At 46.1% G+C, this 16893-nt stretch carries 19 protein-coding genes; 13 read left to right on the forward strand and 6 right to left on the reverse strand.

The annotated features are described in order from the left end of the window. Positions 1 to 2 precede the first annotated feature (2 nt). Genes fliH through fliJ form a run of 3 tightly spaced genes read left to right on the forward strand, consistent with a single transcriptional unit; the run spans position 3 to position 2562 of the window. Positions 3 to 758 carry a flagellar assembly protein FliH gene (gene fliH, locus KJB35_RS03825; RefSeq protein ID WP_005375050.1) on the forward strand — a complete coding sequence of 252 codons (756 nt, stop codon included), beginning with the start codon at positions 3 to 5 and terminating at the stop codon, positions 756 to 758. Then, positions 751 to 2097 (forward strand): flagellar protein export ATPase FliI, encoded by a 1347-nt coding sequence (gene fliI / locus KJB35_RS03830; RefSeq protein WP_005375057.1) that lies wholly within the window; start codon positions 751 to 753, stop codon positions 2095 to 2097. Before fliH ends, fliI begins: the two co-directional genes overlap by 8 nt. Positions 2098 to 2121: 24 nt before the next feature. Next, a complete protein-coding gene (fliJ, locus tag KJB35_RS03835) occupies positions 2122 to 2562 on the forward strand; it encodes a flagellar export protein FliJ (RefSeq protein WP_005384016.1) in 441 nt (146 codons plus the stop codon). Between the two features lie 16 nt (positions 2563 to 2578). Here fliJ and KJB35_RS03840 read toward each other — a convergent pair whose 3' ends face one another. After that, positions 2579 to 3637 carry a trypsin-like serine protease gene (locus KJB35_RS03840; protein WP_206958283.1) on the reverse strand — a complete coding sequence of 353 codons (1059 nt, stop codon included), beginning with the start codon at positions 3635 to 3637 and terminating at the stop codon, positions 2579 to 2581. A 73-nt stretch (positions 3638 to 3710) separates the two neighbouring features. Continuing rightward, positions 3711 to 4604, reverse strand: coding sequence for a LysR substrate-binding domain-containing protein (locus KJB35_RS03845; RefSeq protein WP_158173234.1), 894 nt, complete (start codon positions 4602 to 4604; stop codon positions 3711 to 3713). Between the two features lie 128 nt (positions 4605 to 4732). On the opposite strand from KJB35_RS03845, the gene KJB35_RS03850 reads away from it, so the two are divergent. From KJB35_RS03850 to KJB35_RS03875, 6 genes are all read left to right on the forward strand, one after another. Next, complete coding sequence (locus KJB35_RS03850; RefSeq protein WP_176311335.1) at positions 4733 to 5656, forward strand: DMT family transporter; 924 nt, start codon at positions 4733 to 4735, stop codon at positions 5654 to 5656. Between the two features lie 99 nt (positions 5657 to 5755). Beyond that, positions 5756 to 6202, forward strand: coding sequence for an SRPBCC domain-containing protein (locus KJB35_RS03855; protein WP_053303872.1), 447 nt, complete (start codon positions 5756 to 5758; stop codon positions 6200 to 6202). 83 nt (positions 6203 to 6285) lie between these two features. Beyond that, the gene (locus tag KJB35_RS03860; RefSeq protein ID WP_170960403.1) at positions 6286 to 7038 is read left to right on the forward strand and encodes a phosphatase; all 753 of its coding nucleotides are present in this window, start codon (positions 6286 to 6288) and stop codon (positions 7036 to 7038) included. 156 nt (positions 7039 to 7194) lie between these two features. Beyond that, positions 7195 to 7584, forward strand: coding sequence for a cytochrome b562 (locus KJB35_RS03865; RefSeq protein ID WP_021035869.1), 390 nt, complete (start codon positions 7195 to 7197; stop codon positions 7582 to 7584). Between the two features lie 218 nt (positions 7585 to 7802). Then, positions 7803 to 8162 carry a hypothetical protein gene (locus KJB35_RS03870; protein WP_080276971.1) on the forward strand — a complete coding sequence of 120 codons (360 nt, stop codon included), beginning with the start codon at positions 7803 to 7805 and terminating at the stop codon, positions 8160 to 8162. A 415-nt stretch (positions 8163 to 8577) separates the two neighbouring features. Then, complete coding sequence (locus KJB35_RS03875; protein WP_213907559.1) at positions 8578 to 10017, forward strand: PepSY domain-containing protein; 1440 nt, start codon at positions 8578 to 8580, stop codon at positions 10015 to 10017. 51 nt (positions 10018 to 10068) lie between these two features. Here the strand turns inward: KJB35_RS03875 and KJB35_RS03880 are convergent, their stop codons facing one another. From KJB35_RS03880 to KJB35_RS03890, 3 genes are all read right to left on the reverse strand, one after another. After that, entirely contained in the window at positions 10069 to 10452 is a 384-nt protein-coding gene (locus tag KJB35_RS03880; RefSeq protein WP_176311333.1) for a VOC family protein, read from the reverse strand. Between the two features lie 30 nt (positions 10453 to 10482). Beyond that, a complete protein-coding gene (locus tag KJB35_RS03885; protein WP_042601221.1) occupies positions 10483 to 11412 on the reverse strand; it encodes a LysR family transcriptional regulator in 930 nt (309 codons plus the stop codon). A 77-nt stretch (positions 11413 to 11489) separates the two neighbouring features. Beyond that, on the reverse strand, positions 11490 to 11963 hold the full coding sequence (locus tag KJB35_RS03890; protein WP_176311332.1) for a hypothetical protein: 474 nt from the start codon (positions 11961 to 11963) through the stop codon (positions 11490 to 11492). A gap of 551 nt (positions 11964 to 12514) precedes the next feature. Here KJB35_RS03890 and KJB35_RS03895 point away from each other — a divergent pair. The 4 genes from KJB35_RS03895 to KJB35_RS03910 all read left to right on the forward strand — a co-directional run bounded on the left by KJB35_RS03895 (position 12515) and on the right by KJB35_RS03910 (position 16271). Next, positions 12515 to 13198, forward strand: a complete 684-nt coding sequence (locus KJB35_RS03895) for a spondin domain-containing protein (protein ID WP_005384002.1) — start codon at positions 12515 to 12517, stop codon at positions 13196 to 13198. A gap of 9 nt (positions 13199 to 13207) precedes the next feature. Beyond that, complete coding sequence (locus KJB35_RS03900; protein WP_213907560.1) at positions 13208 to 13903, forward strand: spondin domain-containing protein; 696 nt, start codon at positions 13208 to 13210, stop codon at positions 13901 to 13903. Between the two features lie 146 nt (positions 13904 to 14049). Next, the gene (locus tag KJB35_RS03905) at positions 14050 to 14781 is read left to right on the forward strand and encodes a response regulator transcription factor (RefSeq protein ID WP_017820525.1); all 732 of its coding nucleotides are present in this window, start codon (positions 14050 to 14052) and stop codon (positions 14779 to 14781) included. A gap of 116 nt (positions 14782 to 14897) precedes the next feature. Beyond that, positions 14898 to 16271 (forward strand): HAMP domain-containing sensor histidine kinase, encoded by a 1374-nt coding sequence (locus tag KJB35_RS03910; RefSeq protein WP_213907561.1) that lies wholly within the window; start codon positions 14898 to 14900, stop codon positions 16269 to 16271. Between the two features lie 28 nt (positions 16272 to 16299). On the opposite strand, the gene KJB35_RS03915 is transcribed toward KJB35_RS03910, so the two are convergent. After that, a complete protein-coding gene (locus tag KJB35_RS03915) occupies positions 16300 to 16815 on the reverse strand; it encodes a superoxide dismutase family protein (RefSeq protein ID WP_017635497.1) in 516 nt (171 codons plus the stop codon). Positions 16816 to 16893 lie beyond the last annotated feature (78 nt).

Raw genomic sequence — 16893 nt, forward strand, 5'->3', positions numbered from 1 at the left:
TCATGCTAGAGACAAAATCAAGTACTATGCGATTGCCTCCGAGCGGGTATCGTTTACACCGTTTTCCGCCTTTAGCGCAACCTAAGACTATCGAAGACGAATTCGGGCTAGATAACCAAGGCTGGCAAGAACCTCAAATAGATATCCAACAGCAACTTGAAGAAGGTTTTCAACAAGGTTTGCAACAAGGACATGAGGAAGGTTTACGCCAAGGTATCGAACAGGGCAAGCAACAAGGTCTGTTGGAAGGTCAAAAAGAAGGTTTCCAAAAAGGCTTTGTTTCCGGTGAGCAGTCTGGAAAGCAAGGCTTTTTGGAGGCGGCGAAGCCTGTCAATGAACTTTTTCACGCCCTTTCTCGTTGGCAAGATGAAAAAGAACAGCAACAACGCCATATGATTTGTGAACTGGTACAAAAGGTTGCTCAGCAAGTGATTCGTGCTGAGCTCACTTTAATGCCTCAGCAGATCCTAGCTTTGGTGGACGAGACATTGTCTGCCATGCCTGGTAAAGCGGAAACAGTAACTGTGCATTTAAATCCGCAAGATTTAGAGCGCATTACTCACATCAATGCTGATTTGCCGCAATCTTGGAAACTGGTCCCTAATACGGAGCTTCCTATTGGTGGCTGTCAGTTAGTGACTGATGACGCAGAAGCGGATGCGAGCTGCGACTCTCGTTTGGAAGCCTGTATGGACAATGTAAAGCAACACCTTTTGGATGAAGTCAGTATTCCACAGGTAGAGTCTGAGCATGAGTAATACCCTAAGCCATGAACTATTAAGTGAGCGTTTGAGCGAAGCCTTGGCTTCGCTCGATTCAATCCCTGTTGCTCGCGTAACAGGGCGATTGATAAAAGTAAACGGCTTAATGTTACAAGCCGTAGGGTGTCGGTTTAAGCTTGAGCAGCGTTGTCTCGTAGAAACCGCGGAAGGCGATATGATCGAAGCGCAAGTTGTGGGCTTTGAACACACTATTGCTTACCTCATGCCTATCCGCCGTTTAGGCGGTCTGTTTGCAGGTGCAAAAGTCATCCCTCTTGATGGTGACAGTACCGTGCAGCTAAGCTCTCAGTGGTTAGGACGCGTACTGAATGGTTTAGGTGAGCCGTTAGATGATGGGGCTCCGCTTAAGGGGGGAGATCGAGTTTCACTTGAACCAAAACCGATTAACCCACTGAAGCGACGCCCAGTTGATACACCACTCAACGTAGGCGTGCGAGCGATTAATGGACTATTGACGGTAGGCAAAGGCCAACGTATTGGTTTGATGGCTGGCAGTGGCGTCGGTAAAAGTGTGTTAATGGGGATGATCACCAAAAACACGGAGGCCGATGTAATTGTGGTCGGGCTTATTGGTGAGCGAGGCAGAGAAGTACGTGAGTTCATCGAGAGAAACTTAACCCCAGAAGCGCGCAAGAAAGCGATCATTATCGCGGCTCCTGCTGATGAATCCCCGCTAATGAGGTTAAGAGCGACACTACTTTGTCATCGCGTTTCAGAGTATTTCCGAGACCAAGGCAAAGACGTTCTACTTCTGATGGACTCTCTAACCCGATACGCCATGGCACAGCGCGAAATCGCTCTTTCGCTCGGTGAGCCTCCAGCTTCTCGTGGTTATCCGCCCTCAGTCTTCAGCGTATTACCTCAACTCCTAGAGCGAGCGGGTAACAGTGAAAATCAACATGGTAGCTTAACGGCAATTTATACCGTATTGGCAGAAGGGGACGACCAACAAGATCCTGTCGTGGATTCCGCGCGCGCCATCTTAGATGGGCATGTCGTTTTATCGCGTCAACTGGCTGAGCAAGGGCATTATCCCGCGATAGATATCAACGCGTCTATTAGCCGTTGTATGAATACTTGTACGCAGGACGCACACAGCACGATTGCGAATAACTTCCGTCAAATGTACTCCAACTACCTTCAGGTTAAAGAGTTACTGCCATTAGGGGGTTATCAACCAGGACAAGATCCTGAGTTAGATCAATCTGTTGCTATGTATCCAAATTTGCGTGCATATCTACAACAAGCTGCCAACGAGTCTGTAGATTACCCAACCAGTTTGACCGAGCTCGCGCAGCTTTTTCAAAGTGCTTAATCAAATGGGAGTGACAAGGCTGAAATGAAATCCAAGTTAAAAGCCGTAGGCAAGTTACAGCAAATGGAAGAAAAACAGCGTGACCGTGTGGGTCAACAACTTGATGCCATGCGTCAGCGTCACTCCCATCTTTCAATGCAATTGGAACAGTTGTCGGCGTTGAAAGGCCACGCTGGACAATCAACCCGAACCGGCCCGACGCTGACGAGCGCGGCTTTGATGAACTTTAATCGTGTTGACCAAATGCTACAAAGAATGCTTCGTCACCACGAGCAAGAGCAAGCCGTTATGCAAGCGGAATGTGCATCTGTACAGAAAACGCTAGAACACAAGCACGCACGCGTTCAAGGGTTAGAAAAAGTGCTTGAACGTTGGCGTACTAAGCAGAACTATGAAAAAGCGAAAAAAGAGCAAAAGATGATTGAAGACATCATTAACTCTCGCGTTAAGCGCAAGATATTATGATGTCTTGTTGACGCTACTAGGAGCGCGAATAATTTCTGCGGTGTCTTAGCCAACCAAACCAGCCTCCAAGCATGATCAACCCTGATCCGAGAGCACCGCCGCCACTGCTGCCGTTGTTACCAAAGCCAGATGTGTTGGTATCGACAGGCTCAAAGCCAGAGTCCCCTTCGCTATGATAATCTTCCGAACTTGCTAAGAGGGCGTTATAACTGGTTTTTACACCTGAGCTGGTTTGGGTCTCAATCCATGTTGCATAGTTCAAAATCTCGGTAAACACACTTGGAATCGCAGCGGATTCGCAAACTGAAGAACCGTAGCTCACAATGCCAATTTGCTGATACATGCCATTATTGTCTTGATAGGTGAGAGGACCGCCTGAGTCACCACGACAGATGCCAGTGTAGCTTCGTTCAGGAAATCCATTCGCACATAAACTTTCCTGAGCGTTAAACCCTGTTACCAACGAAGCGCATTGGGTGTCGGTAAGGGGTTTTACTTCTGCCCAGCGTAAATAGTTAGGGGAGCTTTCATCATTGGTTGAGGTCTGACCTAAACCGAATATCTGATAAACTGACTTGCTGCTGTAGTCTCCAAAGTCTTGCGGTAAAGTGATGGATTGGACGTTATCGGTGATAGGTCTAGTCAATTCAAGGACAGCGATGTCATTAATCCATAAATCGCTAGGCACATAATCAGGATGAATCGTGATAGAGCGAACATCTTTGAATTCTTCAACAAACACGTCATTCATCGTAGGGTTTTTGACTAGCACTCGTAGATCGTTGATTGTCCAGCCATCAGTAAAAACGCTTGGTTCTACGCAGTGGGCCGCAGTTAAAATGAAGCGGTCGTTTACAATGGTTCCCCCACAAATATTGGCAAACTGATTAGCGCCAGTTTTATGTAGAATAAGACGTGCAAAAAAAGGAAGTTGGTTTTGGGTAGCCTGCTGACCCCCAATAATTGCCGTGGAGATCCCTTGTTCTGAAAGGCGGTTATCATTTTCTACTTCAGCGGTCGTACTCAAAGATACTGCAAAACAGAGTGCGCTTAGCCATATTTGATACTGCTTCATAAACCATCCTTGGATGAAAAGTGCTCTTCTAACTTTATACTAGTTTTTCAGTGAATGTGCTTAACAAAAGTTTCTAATAGTTGAATGATTGTTGTAGCCAAGATCGCAACAGATGAAACGATTCAAGCTTTAGCTTGTGTGGCGGGCATACAAAGTAAAGCTGTTGATGAGGGTTAATGACGGGTTCACCCAGCTCGATTAGCTGACCATATTTGATGTCATCCTTCACAAACAAGCGATGAGTGACCAATAACCCCAAACGACGAGTTGTGGCCTGGACGGCTTGTATCGACATGTTAAAAGTGATTGGTTTTTTATTTTTAGGTCGCTGGATACCCGTCGCGTCCTGCCACACGTTCCAGTCATTTTTTCTTCGCTCGTTAGTAACTTCAATGATGGGATATTGCTTTAAGAGTTGAGTGATGTTTGAGTCCTTTGTCTTCGCTATCAATTCAGGACTGCACACCAAAACCAGTTCATCTTCACTGAGCTTTTCGCAGTAGTAATCCTGCCATTCTTCGGGATTTCCATGCACCAAGGCCGCGTCGATACCTTCTTGTTCTAAATTGAATCTGCCAGACAGGTTTGATAAACGAACGTCTAATTGAGGAGCAAACCCTTGTAAATCTGACATTCGAGGAATCCACCAGTGAAGAGCCAATGAATTCACCATATTGAGCGTAACACGCTGCAAGTTCTGATCTTGGATGAGTGCTTCCGTTGCATCGACAATTTGCTCTAAAGCGGGTGCCACCTTTCGGTAATACTTTTTACCGTCCGCATTGAGTTGAACTTGTCTGCCTATGCGATCAAACAAAGGCTTGTTGACTTGACTCTCCAGCGATTTAATCGCCTGACTTACGGCTGAGTGGCTCACACTTAATATATGTGCTGCTTCTGTCATGCTGCCAGACTCAGCTACTGCAACAAATGCGTAGATGGACTTTAAGGGGACTAGTTTCCGCATAATTTAAAAACCGTAGCTGGTGATAGATAAGTTAAACTGTAAGTTTTTCTTACATCAATGGTTAATATTACTCGCTATTTACTATAAGTGATGTCTTTTAAAATACTCCATATATTAAGGAGTATTGAATGAATGCTGTAAATAAATCTATCCTTTTCATGTTAATGTCTACGTTAAGCTTATCTGTTACTGGACTGTTAGCAAAGCAGTTGTCAGGCGAACTTTCCGTCACACTATTTAGCTTCTTACGTTTTTTGGTGCCTGCGCTTATCTTGCTTATCTTACTTCGTGTGAAAAACCTTACCTTTCCTAAAGCGGGCACGCTAAAGCCTATTTTATTGCGTGCTCTTTGTATCGGTTTGTCACAACTTTGCTTTATCGCGTCATTACAAACGTTAACGCTCGTTGAAGGGGTTGTGTTGTTTGCTACTGGCCCATTATTTATTCCCTTGGTCGAAAAGCTGTTCATGAGGGGGCGCATTCGTGTTTCAACATTGGCGGCTTTAGCAATGGCGTTCACTGGTGTGGTTATGTTGGCGGGCGGTGGAAGTGGGATTACATGGCGAGCGGATTTATTGCTCGGCTTGGCTGGTGGACTCTTCAATTCTGGTTCTCAGCTTACGTTATATAAAGTGAGTAAAACAAATATGTCGCCGCTAGAAATCAACTTTTGGGCGTTTGGTTTTGCTGCCGTATTTCTGTTGCCGCTAACTTTGTTTAACGACTTCGACGTGTTACTTAATATGAGTGTTATGGCGCCTGAGATTTCTTCAAATACGCTGTGTATCGGTATGATGTCTCTGATGATCATTAACACCCAAGTTTTTCGCTCCAAAGCATATAAACTGGCAAGCAGTGGCTCTCAACTTGCGCCACTCATTTTTACTAACTTATTGTTCACTGCGGTTTGGCAGAGCCTGTTTTTTGAAGACCGAATGAGTCGAAGTCAAATTATTGGGATGAGTTTAATAGTGCTCGCGATCATACTGAACACATGTTGGGTTCGCTTTACGGCGCATCGCAGTGGCGGTTTACAAGCGAGAACTTCCTAGTCTGTCGGAAAATGAAGGGGGCAGGTAGATAAATTGGTCGTGTGGTTTGATTTTTCCTGAGTATGGGCTAGCGTCAAGAAAGGTTCAGGGAGAGAAATCATGCTTACGCTAAATTATTACGTCGAAATTTCGGCGACACCGCAACGAGTGTGGGAAGTGCTAACCGATGTTGAGTTGTATAAACGTTGGGCACAAGCCTTTTCACCGCAGTCTCAATTTGAAGGAGCTTGGGAAGAAGGAGGTGGCATCACTTTTTTTGATCCAGATATGGGCGGGACAACGGCGATCATAGATACGGTGCTACCGCTTCAAAAACTTGAATTTCATCATGTTGCCATTTTTAATCCGGATAATCGTCAACAACTCGATGCTGACCTAGCATCTAGGTGGATCGGATCGCGAGAGATCTACCAGATCGATACCAACAACGATCGTTTACTACTCAATGTTACCATTCATACTCACAACGACTTTGTTTCTATGTTTAATCACGGATGGGAAAAAGCCTTACCCTTGATAAAAGCCATTAGTGAAGAGCAAGCTTAGGGTTCTTGCTTATCTTGGGCTGACGATGCGTTGCCTGAAGGTATACAATAGCACGCAAGATAGCTCACCTAAGAGAGTGGATGATGGAATTTAAAGTTGATACCCATACACATACGTACGCCAGTGGTCACGCGTACAGTACCTTGCTTGAAAATGCAAAGTTGGCAAAAGAGAACGGGCTGGATATGTTCTGCACGACCGATCACGCAGAATCAATGCCGGGTGCGCCTCATTACTGGTTTTTCTCTAACCAGAAAATTCTGCCTCGCTTTCTTGAAGGCGTTGCGATTATTCGTGGCGTTGAATCTAACATTATGAATACCGAAGGCGACATTGATATTCCACTGAGTGTGGACCGCAACTTAGATTGGGTGATCGCGAGTTTTCATGAACCCGTTTTTCGTCCTGCAAACAAGCAAACTCACACGGAAGCACTTGTTAATGTCATTCAGAGTGGCCGTATTGATGCGCTCGGTCATCTTGGTAATCCAAATTTCGACTTTGATTTTCAGACCGTTTTAGCGTGCGCGAAAGAGCACAATGTCGCGATTGAAATTAACAACACCACTCTGAAGGGCAATAGCCGAGTAGGCAGCGTAGACCGTTGCCACGAGATTGCACAAATCGGGAAAGATCTCGGTGTTTTCTTCACCACGGGCAGTGACGCGCACTTCTGTCACGATGTTGGTAATCTGGAGTTGGTTGGAGAGTTAATGGACAAAGTGGGTATTGATAGCAAGAAAGTGATTACTCACACCGCTCAGCAGTTTTTGTCTTTCTTAGCTTTGAGAGGCCGTAAACCAATTGCAGAATATGACAGCATTCTCAACGCATAAACTTGATTACATTTAAGGTATGCACCTGACGCCAGATTGCTTTACACTGCGACCCGGAAATACTCAAATAAGCTAGTTTTTCGCCTTTTATGGCGTAGGTTATTTGGGTAAATAAAGCCGACACAGAATTCGGCACTATAAATGGAGAAGTGAAAAATGTTACGTCCTTTAGTCCTAGGGTGTGCGATTGCGTTTGGCTCAACATACGCAATGGCAGAAGCGGTTGATTTAAAACAAAACATGAAACAGATGAAGATGGAATTCAAACAGGCGGCAGAAGCATCTGATGTCGAAACCATGAAATCTGCGATTGATAGCTTGCAAGCGATTGTTGAACAATCTAAGCGTGGTAATTACCCACCAGAGAAGTTTGATACTTACTTAGAAGGCTTTAACAAACTGACGGTAACGCTAGATAAGATTGAAGCGGATCTTGATGCGGGCAAGCTACAAGAAGCAAAAGCTCAACTGCGTGAAATCGATAGTCTTCGTGAAGAGTACCACGACAAGCGCAATCCAAGCATTTGGAGCAAGTTGTTCGGCTAATTATCTGCTGAGCGGAGCATTTGCTCGTGGCAGTGGGTTACGCGTTATTTCTAAGTAATGAATGAACACATTATCAGCCTGCCATTTCGGCGGGCTTTTTTGCGCCTGTCAATCGATGCATTCAAGAAAACCTGTGAGGTAGCAAGCACTTATTGATCCTGTTTTTGAGCTACCACTCAGAATTGGTTACGCTGTGTGAAATTTGTTAAGTCACCGTTATGCGTAGATTAATTCCTTTTTACCGCTCAATGTTATTTGCTAGTGCTCTCAGTTGGGTGCTAGTGACGCTGATGCCTGTTATCAATGCTCATGGTAACAGCATGGGCGTGTGGGCGACGCTATGTACGCTTAACGGTTTTGAATTGGTTCAAATAGAAGAGGGCGACAATTCGGTTAGCCACAAAGGTAAGCCTTGTCCGTTTAGCCACTTCTCGACTTTTCATCACGATACACTTCCAACGACACCGATACTTTCAAGACAGAGCTTGGTGACTTCTGACAGCTACGCTTATTTGGCTCTAAGTGTGCGATTTGAAACACCAGTTCCTAGAGCGCCGCCGGTTTCCCTTTTCTCATAACGAAAACAATTACACGATACCCAAGTAACCTCGAGATGCTTGGTTCAGCGAGAATGACTTGGTTTGTAGACGCGGCGGCGATTTAAAGGTCTAGTGGGTCTAAATCAAGATATCGACAACAAAGTATACAAGCCAAGACAACTCGCCCTTCGGGAGCGTGTCATTGCTCCGATTGCTGCTTCAAACAACTTGGAAAGAGTGGTCTATTACACAGCGTTGTTTTCTTTGCACTCGAATCAATGACAACGCTCTGAATCCAGCATCTTGAAGTCACTTGGGTATATAGTTAGCAACACTGCCACTTCGAGCAGTGGTACTCCCAAATCTAAGTCAAATAACGCCGCATACGAATGTGTATGTGCAGGATGCGTTTGGCTGAATTTGGGTGTTCAACAATGAAAAAAGGAAAATACACATGTTGAGAAACTCGGCAAAGCCTCAACTCAAGGAAGCCTCACGCGCAAAATCCATCTACTTTATGACGTGGCGATGGCACTTCTACGCAGGTTTGTTCGTCATTCCATTTATGCTGATGCTTTCCCTAACGGGGTTGGTGATGTTGTTTGATGATGAAATCGAACTGGCTCGATACGAAGCGACATTACAGGTTTCACCACAAGAGCAAATGGTTCCTGTCTCTGCACAATTAGAAACCGTAAAGCAGGCGTATCCCGATTTTAATGTCACCCAATTTGTACCTGCTAAAACGGCCGATATTGCCAACCGATTCTCGATTCAAAACCAAGAAGGCAGCTCTCTGATTGTTGCAGTAAATCCTTACACAGGAGACGTACAAGGCACCATTAATCGTGGTGATAGCATCTATGAACTGATGAACAGCATTCACGGCACCTTGCTCATCGGCGACCTAGGTGACCGCTTAATTGAAATCGCCGCAAGTTTGGGGATTTTGCTGTTGGTGTCTGGTTTGTACCTTTGGTTACCTAGAGACAACGCCAGCCGCGCCGGCTTTTTGAAAATTCGCCTTAACAATGGCCCTCGAATTTTGATGCGTGACCTGCATGCGAATTTAGGTGGTGTGCTGTCGATTGTACTGTTGTTCTTTTTGATTTCAGGTTTGTCGTGGGCAGGGATCTGGGGAGCGAAAATGGTGCAAGCTTGGAATACCTTCCCAACCTATTACACATGGGGTGAGAAACCGGAATCCACACTGACACATAAAGATCTTAACCACGGTGCTTCAGAAGACATGCCATGGAACTTAGAGCTCGCTGCTGTGCCAGAATCGAAAGATAAGCCCGCTCATGATCATGCCAACATGAAGGAAGAGATGGCATACGCAGGCAGCCATGATGCGCTCTCTGTTGATGATATCATCCTCAAGGCTGAAATGTTGGGCTTCACTGGTTATAAGTTGTTTTTGCCGCGCTCTGAGACGGGCGTTTACACCGTTGCAGCTAACTCTATGGGTGGCGATATCTCCGACCCAAGACAAGATCGCACCAGCCACTTTGACCAATATTCCGGTCGCTTGTTGGTGGACGTCACATGGCAAGATTACAGTTTGTTTGCCAAGTTCATGGCGGCAGGTGTGTCATTGCATCAAGGTGATGTGAGTATATTGAACAAAGTACTCAACGTAGTGTTCTGTTTGGCGTTCATCTTAATCTCAATCACAGGTTTGGTGATGTGGTGGATTCGTAGACCAAGTCGCAGTGCCGCATTGGGCGCGCCACCTAAGTTTCAGCAAGACGGCATTTGGAAACTTGGTTTAGTAACGTTGGTGATATTGTGTCTGGCGTTTCCGATGGGCGGTTTGGCGATTGTTACGGTTCTCGCACTGGATTGGCTGTTGTTCAACCGCGTTGAGAAGCTGAAAACAGCGTTGAATTAGTAACAGACAAAGAATGGAATAGTAAAAGAGCCAGCGACGTGCTGGCTCTTTTTATTTCTGGTAAATCTCCAGTGGCAAGCCATCTGGATCTTGGAAGAAGGTAAATGCTTTGCCTGTGAATTCGTCAATACGAATTGGCTCAACTTCAACGTCATTCGATTCTAGGTAGGCTTTCACCTGTTCAACATCATCAACCAAAAACGCGAGATGTCGTAGCCCTTGTGCTTCGGGAAAGCTCGGTCTCTCTGGTGCGCCCGGAAAGCTAAACAGTTCAACTTGGCGGCCGTCGGGTAAAGCGAGGTCAAGCTTGTATGAGTCTCTGGCTTCACGATAGTTTTCAGCAATGACTTTTAGCCCCAACACTTCAGTGTAAAAGCGTTTTGACCTTGGGTAATCGCTACAAATGATCGCGACGTGATGAATGGCATTAAACATGGTTAGCCTCTTCAAACATGGCTCGTATCCTCAAGCATGGTTAGTGTCCTCGGAGACTAAATGCTCCTTAACGAAGTCGATAAACACGCGCAGACGAGCAGGCATGTATTTGGTTTGTGCATACTGCATCGCGATAGCGCCGTGGTAGTTACTCTTTATCATCCAATCCGGCAGAACCTCCACCACTTCCCCTTGCTCTAACGCGTCTTTGATCACGAAGTCATGGAAGATCCCAATTCCCAAGCCAGACTTAACCCCGTTCAAGCGCATTTGAGAATGGTTGACGGCGTAGCGCCCACTCACGGCAATCGAATGAAAGGCTTCCTCTTTAAAGAATGACCAGATGTTGTCTTTGTCGTTCTCGGCAAGGTAAATGCAGTCGTGTTGCTCAAGCTCGGTTGGGTGCTCAGGCATACCGTGTTTGGTGAGGTAATCTGGAGAGGCACATAAAACGAGATTGGTCTTGCTGATCTCTTTGAGTACCAGATTCTCATCGGGTTTGTCGGTGAGCTTAAACGCGACATCAATGCCTTGGCGGAACAGATCGATCTCACCATCTGCTGCACGCAGCTTAAGCTGAATATTTGGATAACGTTCTAGGAATGGCAATACAAACGGTTGAAGCACCGAATTAAGAAATGCTTCAGGGGCTGCCACTGTGAGTGCGCCTGTTGGCTCGGCATGATCTTCCGCAGATAGCTCAACGGCTTGCTGCGCGGCATTCACCATTGCGATGCTTTGGTCGTAAACCTTTTGTCCTGCTTGAGTGATGATCAACTTACGAGTCGTGCGCTCAAACAATTTGACCGAAAGCGCTTGCTCTAATCGTGTGATCAACTTACTTAAAGCCGATGGCGTCACGCCGAGTTGTTTGGCTGCTGCGGTAAAACTGCCTTCGTTTACCACTAAGATAAACGAAGCAAGATCAGGAAGTAGGGCAATGAGTTTTGGATTAACCATAATTGTTCAGTTCTGCGCAGCGGAATAACGATATTGTCTGGTACGGTTTCACGAGGTTCAAGTGTCACTGTCTCGCTTTAACGATATTTTGCCAAAAATGCATTGAGTTCAGGCAAGCCAGATTCACCAGTATGGTATTGCTGCCAACAGTGATAAATGGCCGTTTCGTGGTCTGCAATCAACTCGATAGCTTCTCGCTCAGCGATTGAATACTGCTGTGAAGCTTTCACTTCTTCATGCCACTCTCGATACTTGACCTCATAAGGTTCTACCCATTTCAGAAGAGTCGCCACCAACTCTTGCCATGGTAAATCAATCCATTTGGTTGCATCTTCCAAGCCTTTATCCAGCATCTCTTGGTATCGACTTTCTATATCCATCCCATTTTTCAGCAGTACAGGTTTGAGCTTTTCTGCGGTGAGTTCTTCCACTTCAATCAAGGTTTGCCACAGCGTTTGTTGTTCACTTTGGGCGTAATGGCTCAAGTAGTGGTTGAAAAAAGCGATGCCGTAGATTTCGCCATAGTAGGCAGACAGAACGTTATGAATCATGGTGAGAATCGTGATTTAAACAGAGAATACCGCATTGTAGGAGGGGAAAGCGCGAAGTGTAAATATCTGAATATACTCAAGTGACTTCAAGATACATGGTTCAGAGCGTTGTCACTGATTCAAGTTCAAGGAAAACAACGAAGCGGAATAGCGAGCTCTTTCCAAGTTGTTTGACGAAGAAATTGCTTCAGTGGCACGCTCCCGAAGGGCGAGTTGCCTTGGTTCGCATGCTTCGTTAACAATTTTCGATTTAGAACCACTAGATTTTCAAATTGTTGCCTCGCCTTCAAACCAAGTCATCCTCGCTGAACCAAGCATCTCGAGGTTACTTGAGTATAAATAAAAAAGTGCTGCTGACAGAATTCGAACAGAACTTGTGAGAATTTTATGAGAATTCGATGAAGTTGCTGATAGATTTGCTCGTCATTCTTAGAGGCAAGAACGCAAAACGTTCGAAACGTAATGCTTAACCTACTCAAGTCACGAACAAAGAAGTAAAGCCGTATACATGGGCTTGGGTAGTTCAACCCTCATTAAAGGATGGAATCACAATGAAAAAACGTACCCAACTCGGACTCGTCATGACTTCAGTCGCTATGGCACTAGGCTCTGCATCAGTGAATGCGGCGGAATTGGAAATCACCGTGACAAACGCAACCAAAGGCATCTACTTTACGCCTCTTATTGTTGCTGCACATGGCTCTGATCTTCAAATGTTCAGAACGGGTCAAGCAGCAACGCCAGAACTAGAAGCAATGGCAGAAGGCGGTGATATCTCTGGTCTTGCTAGTGTGATTGGTAACGCTGGTGGTGCGGTGGTTGAGAACCCTGCTGGTGGTATTTTGAATCCGGGTGTGGCAACCACCTTCACCTTGGACAGTGGCGACCACGGTTATCTTTCTCTGAGCGCGATGTTGCTGCCAACCAATGATGGTTTTGTCGGTCTGGATAGCTGGAAGATCCCAACGGAAGCGGGTACATACCGAGCAACGCTAAGAAGTTACGATGCCGGTACAGAAGCGAACGATGAACTTGCGTCTAGCATGCCAAACCCACCTTTCATTACCTTTGGTACTGGCGGCACAGGCGTTGAAGCAACAGTAACTAACGACAAAGTTCACGTGCATCCGGGTAACCTTGGTGATAGCGATCCAACCGGCGGCATCAGTGACCTAGACAGCAGCAGCCATCGTTGGTTAAACCCAGTTGCAACCATCACAATCGTTGTGAAGTAAGGGGGATGTATGAAATACAGAATCTTACTATTAGCAGCTTCAGTCGGCTTGCTCGCCGGTTGTCCAAGCGATGATGATAATGACGTAGTGAAATCGTACCGCTACACCGTCAACGTGGCGAACTTGACTGCGAATCAACCTATGTCTCCGCTCGCGGTACTCACTCACAATGCTGACTACCAATTGTTTGAAATTGGACAAGCCGCATCTGTTGAACTTGAGCATCTTGCTGAAGGCGGTAGTAACGCCGAGCTGATTGAATTGATGAACAGCAATGACAGTGTTTACCAAGGTATTTCGGGTAATGGATTGGTGTTGCCGGGTGCATCGGACGAAGTCACCATTACGGTTGACCCTAGTCGTTACGGTTACTTGTCTGTGGCGTCTATGTTCGTGAATACCAATGATGCCTTTGTTGGCGAAACGGGGCTATCGCTCAAATCGCTCGCAGTGGGTGAAAGCTACGAAATGAGCATGAACGTTTGGGATTCCGGCACAGAGCTGAACGATGAACTTGCTGCAACCATTCCGGGCCCAGCAGGTGGCGGTGAGGGTTTCAATGCCGCTCGTAATGACAGTAATGACGTTGTTGCATTCCATGCGGGTGTTGTTAGCCAAGATGACGGATTAGCAAACTCAGCACTTTCTGCGAACCATCGTTTCTTGAACCCAGGTGCGAAAGTCACCATCACTCGAGTCGAGTAACACAGGCTCCGATGACGTCTCCTTTCCAAAGCGCTTGTAGCCGAGCGCTTTATCCCTCATGGCGTCATCGGAACCTTTTTTGAAAGAATTTCTAATTTGTTCCGGTCATGTGCAAAGTGAGGATACTCGAAGGCAAGGAAAGGACCATGGAACAACAGGCAATCAATTTAGTCGCGAACATCTTGTTGGTGGAAGATGACGATGATTTGGCAGAACTGGTTCAGATGCATCTTAAGTTTCAGGGACACCAAGTGTCGCGAGCCACAAATGTCGCCGATGCTAAAACGCAATACCAGCAACAACCCTTTGATTTATTGATCCTTGACCGAGGTTTGCCAGATGGTGATGGTCTAGACATCTGCCATTATTTGCGTCAGCAACAAGATTGGAGCCCAGTGCTTATGCTGACAGCCAGAGACGGTGAAATGGATAAGGTTGACGGTTTAGAAGCAGGCGTTGATGACTACATCACTAAGCCATTTAGCGTATTAGAATTTCAAGCACGAGTGCGAAACGTGCTGCGCAGAGTCAGCCAAACCGCTGAAGCAAAGGTGGCAGATGAAGTCCTCGATGATGCGATGGATTTTGGCCCGCTGAGAATCATTCCGGAGTTGCACCAAGTATCCTTAAACGACAAGGATGTCACGCTCACCGCGACAGAGTTTACTTTGCTGCAGTTTCTCGCGACTCGTCCGGGCAGAGTCTACAGTAAAGATGAATTGCTCGATCACGTTTGGAACACCAGTCATTCTGGTTATCACCACACGGTGTGTAGCACCATAAATCGTTTACGCAGCAAGTTGTCGTTGTCTGATTCTGATCATCACTTCATCCAAACCGTGTGGGGTGTTGGATATAAGTTTCAACCAAGACACTAATGCAAGAAAGTAAGTCAAAACATCAAGCCAAGACAGTAAGTCGGCAGTTGTTTTCACCATCATTTTTCAATCATCACGGGTGTTGCAAAAACACCGCTGTTTAAGGAGGCGATAGGATGAGCTTCAAATCTCGCTTAGTGGTATTTACTAGCTTGTGGTTCTGTCTCGCGGCGGTGGTGATTGCACTGACTTACAATTGGCAAAAAGAAACCATTGAGTTACGCACCAAGCAAAGCCTGCATAAAGAGCTAGCCAGCCACATGCGTGATGATAATCCGCTGATGATCGGAACGGATTACAACCCTAAAGCGCTCAAGTCGATTTTTCACACGCTCATGCTGATCGGCCCTGATTTTGAAATCTACTTCCTCGATAGCCAAGGCAATATCACCACTCATGCAGCACCGGAAGGGGCGGAGATCATGGGGAAGGTGGATCTCAATCCCATTAAGCAATTCTTAAATGACCAGCCTTTTCCTATTTTGGGTGAAGACCCACGTAATCGTGGTGAACACAAAGTCTTTTCTGTCGCCGCGATAGAGGAATTAGGCTCTACGGTCGGTTATCTCTACGTGGTGATTGGCAGTACCCGACATGACGCCATTGCCAATGCTCAAGTCGATACTCCTTATATCGCGCTGGCAGGATTGGTCTTAGTCTCCATTTTAGGCTTTGCTCTTGGGGCTTATGTGCTGGTGAAACGTAGCCTATTGAACCCGATTGAGCGTGTGACCAAGCAACTTCAACAGCAAGCCGAACATGATTTCCGCCTGCAACCTGATTTTACTCACCAAGTGCCGGAGCTCGTGCCGATTGCGCACTCTTATCAGATGATGGCGAAGCACATTCAGCAACAGTTTTTACAGTTGGAGTATCAATCGTCTCATCGTCGTCAAAGCTTGTTGCAGCTTAGTCATGATTTAAAAACGCCGTTATCGAGCGTGCTGGGCTATTTGGAAACGTGGCGTTTGCAACATCCGGAATCCGATCCTTTGATTGACGTTGCTTTCCGAAATTGTGAGAAGCTCTCAACTCAACTGCATTCTTTATTAGACGCCGCACGCAAAGAAGCTCCAATGCCAAATTACGAGTACCGCCCCGTAGATCTGGGCGCTTTGATGGCAGAATGTGCTGAAACGATGCAGAGCCAGTTTTCTCGTAAAGAAGTGGTATTGATAGTGGATATCGATAGCGAAATCCAAACCGTGGGTGACAAGGGGCTATTGGAGCGATTGGTATTGAACCTGCTTGAAAATGCATTGCGCCACAGCCCAATCGGTTCAGAAGTGCATTGCCAAGCGCATTTGAGTGAGGATAAGTCGCGTATCCATTTTACCTTCGTCAATCACATCGAGGAAGAAGCGGAGGGCGGTTCTTTGGGGATCGGGACGAAGATTGTTCAATCGATCTTAATGCTTCACCACAGCTATCTTGAGACCAATGCAACCTCCTCTCAGTATCAACAGAAGTTCACACTTCTCGCAATCTAAAGAGAAGTGTGAGACATAAAGTTAATGTTTATTCAATAACACCACATACGACGCGAGCGCCACCACCACCTAGCTTATTTGGGTGATCGGAGTGATTGTCACCACCTGCATGGATCATTAACGCTCGACCTTTTAAATCCGATAATTTTAGGCGAGGAGCGACAACGGGCTGATTGGCATTGCCGTCCATGTCCACATAGAGTGGAGGCAAGTCGCCTAAATGATTGTCATCGGTCCAAGGATAGCCATGCTTCCCTGTGTTGTTAGGATCATAATGGCCACCTGCTGCGCCGCCTAATACGGTTTTGTCATCCTTTTCTATGCTATCGCAAGATGGATTAGTGTGAACATGGAAACCGTGCACACCTGCTGACAAACCTGATAATTGAGGCGTAAAAACAACGCCATAATCACTTTGTGAAATCTCAATGGTACCAGCGCTCTCATTGGTGTTGAGAGCAGTCATTTCTACCGTTTTTGCTAGCGCGTTAGGGGCGGCGACAAGAGCGGATGCAACTGAAATGCATAGCAATCCTTTTAACATGGGACCTCCTTCTTTTAGGGTGTACGCTCAAGCACATATTAGTGAAAACCTGTTTTACTTATGTCTGTTGAGCGGTGA

The sequence above is a fragment of the Vibrio sp. D431a genome (assembly GCF_030248655.1).
Classification (GTDB): Bacteria; Pseudomonadota; Gammaproteobacteria; order Enterobacterales; family Vibrionaceae; genus Vibrio; species Vibrio alginolyticus.

Excerpts from the sequence above, each read along its gene's own strand:
- fliH (WP_005375050.1), top strand. The coding sequence starts at position 3 with ATGCTAGAGACAAAATCAAGTACTATGCGATTGCCTCCGAGCGGGTAT.
- fliI (WP_005375057.1), top strand. The coding sequence starts at position 751 with ATGAGTAATACCCTAAGCCATGAACTATTAAGTGAGCGTTTGAGCGAA.
- fliJ (WP_005384016.1), top strand. The coding sequence starts at position 2,122 with ATGAAATCCAAGTTAAAAGCCGTAGGCAAGTTACAGCAAATGGAAGAA.
- KJB35_RS03840 (WP_206958283.1), bottom strand. The coding sequence starts at position 3,637 with ATGAAGCAGTATCAAATATGGCTAAGCGCACTCTGTTTTGCAGTATCT.
- KJB35_RS03845 (WP_158173234.1), bottom strand. The coding sequence starts at position 4,604 with ATGCGGAAACTAGTCCCCTTAAAGTCCATCTACGCATTTGTTGCAGTA.
- KJB35_RS03850 (WP_176311335.1), top strand. The coding sequence starts at position 4,733 with ATGAATGCTGTAAATAAATCTATCCTTTTCATGTTAATGTCTACGTTA.
- KJB35_RS03855 (WP_053303872.1), top strand. The coding sequence starts at position 5,756 with ATGCTTACGCTAAATTATTACGTCGAAATTTCGGCGACACCGCAACGA.
- KJB35_RS03860 (WP_170960403.1), top strand. The coding sequence starts at position 6,286 with ATGGAATTTAAAGTTGATACCCATACACATACGTACGCCAGTGGTCAC.
- KJB35_RS03865 (WP_021035869.1), top strand. The coding sequence starts at position 7,195 with ATGTTACGTCCTTTAGTCCTAGGGTGTGCGATTGCGTTTGGCTCAACA.
- KJB35_RS03870 (WP_080276971.1), top strand. The coding sequence starts at position 7,803 with ATGCGTAGATTAATTCCTTTTTACCGCTCAATGTTATTTGCTAGTGCT.
- KJB35_RS03875 (WP_213907559.1), top strand. The coding sequence starts at position 8,578 with ATGTTGAGAAACTCGGCAAAGCCTCAACTCAAGGAAGCCTCACGCGCA.
- KJB35_RS03880 (WP_176311333.1), bottom strand. The coding sequence starts at position 10,452 with ATGTTTAATGCCATTCATCACGTCGCGATCATTTGTAGCGATTACCCA.
- KJB35_RS03885 (WP_042601221.1), bottom strand. The coding sequence starts at position 11,412 with ATGGTTAATCCAAAACTCATTGCCCTACTTCCTGATCTTGCTTCGTTT.
- KJB35_RS03890 (WP_176311332.1), bottom strand. The coding sequence starts at position 11,963 with ATGATTCATAACGTTCTGTCTGCCTACTATGGCGAAATCTACGGCATC.
- KJB35_RS03895 (WP_005384002.1), top strand. The coding sequence starts at position 12,515 with ATGAAAAAACGTACCCAACTCGGACTCGTCATGACTTCAGTCGCTATG.
- KJB35_RS03900 (WP_213907560.1), top strand. The coding sequence starts at position 13,208 with ATGAAATACAGAATCTTACTATTAGCAGCTTCAGTCGGCTTGCTCGCC.
- KJB35_RS03905 (WP_017820525.1), top strand. The coding sequence starts at position 14,050 with ATGGAACAACAGGCAATCAATTTAGTCGCGAACATCTTGTTGGTGGAA.
- KJB35_RS03910 (WP_213907561.1), top strand. The coding sequence starts at position 14,898 with ATGAGCTTCAAATCTCGCTTAGTGGTATTTACTAGCTTGTGGTTCTGT.
- KJB35_RS03915 (WP_017635497.1), bottom strand. The coding sequence starts at position 16,815 with ATGTTAAAAGGATTGCTATGCATTTCAGTTGCATCCGCTCTTGTCGCC.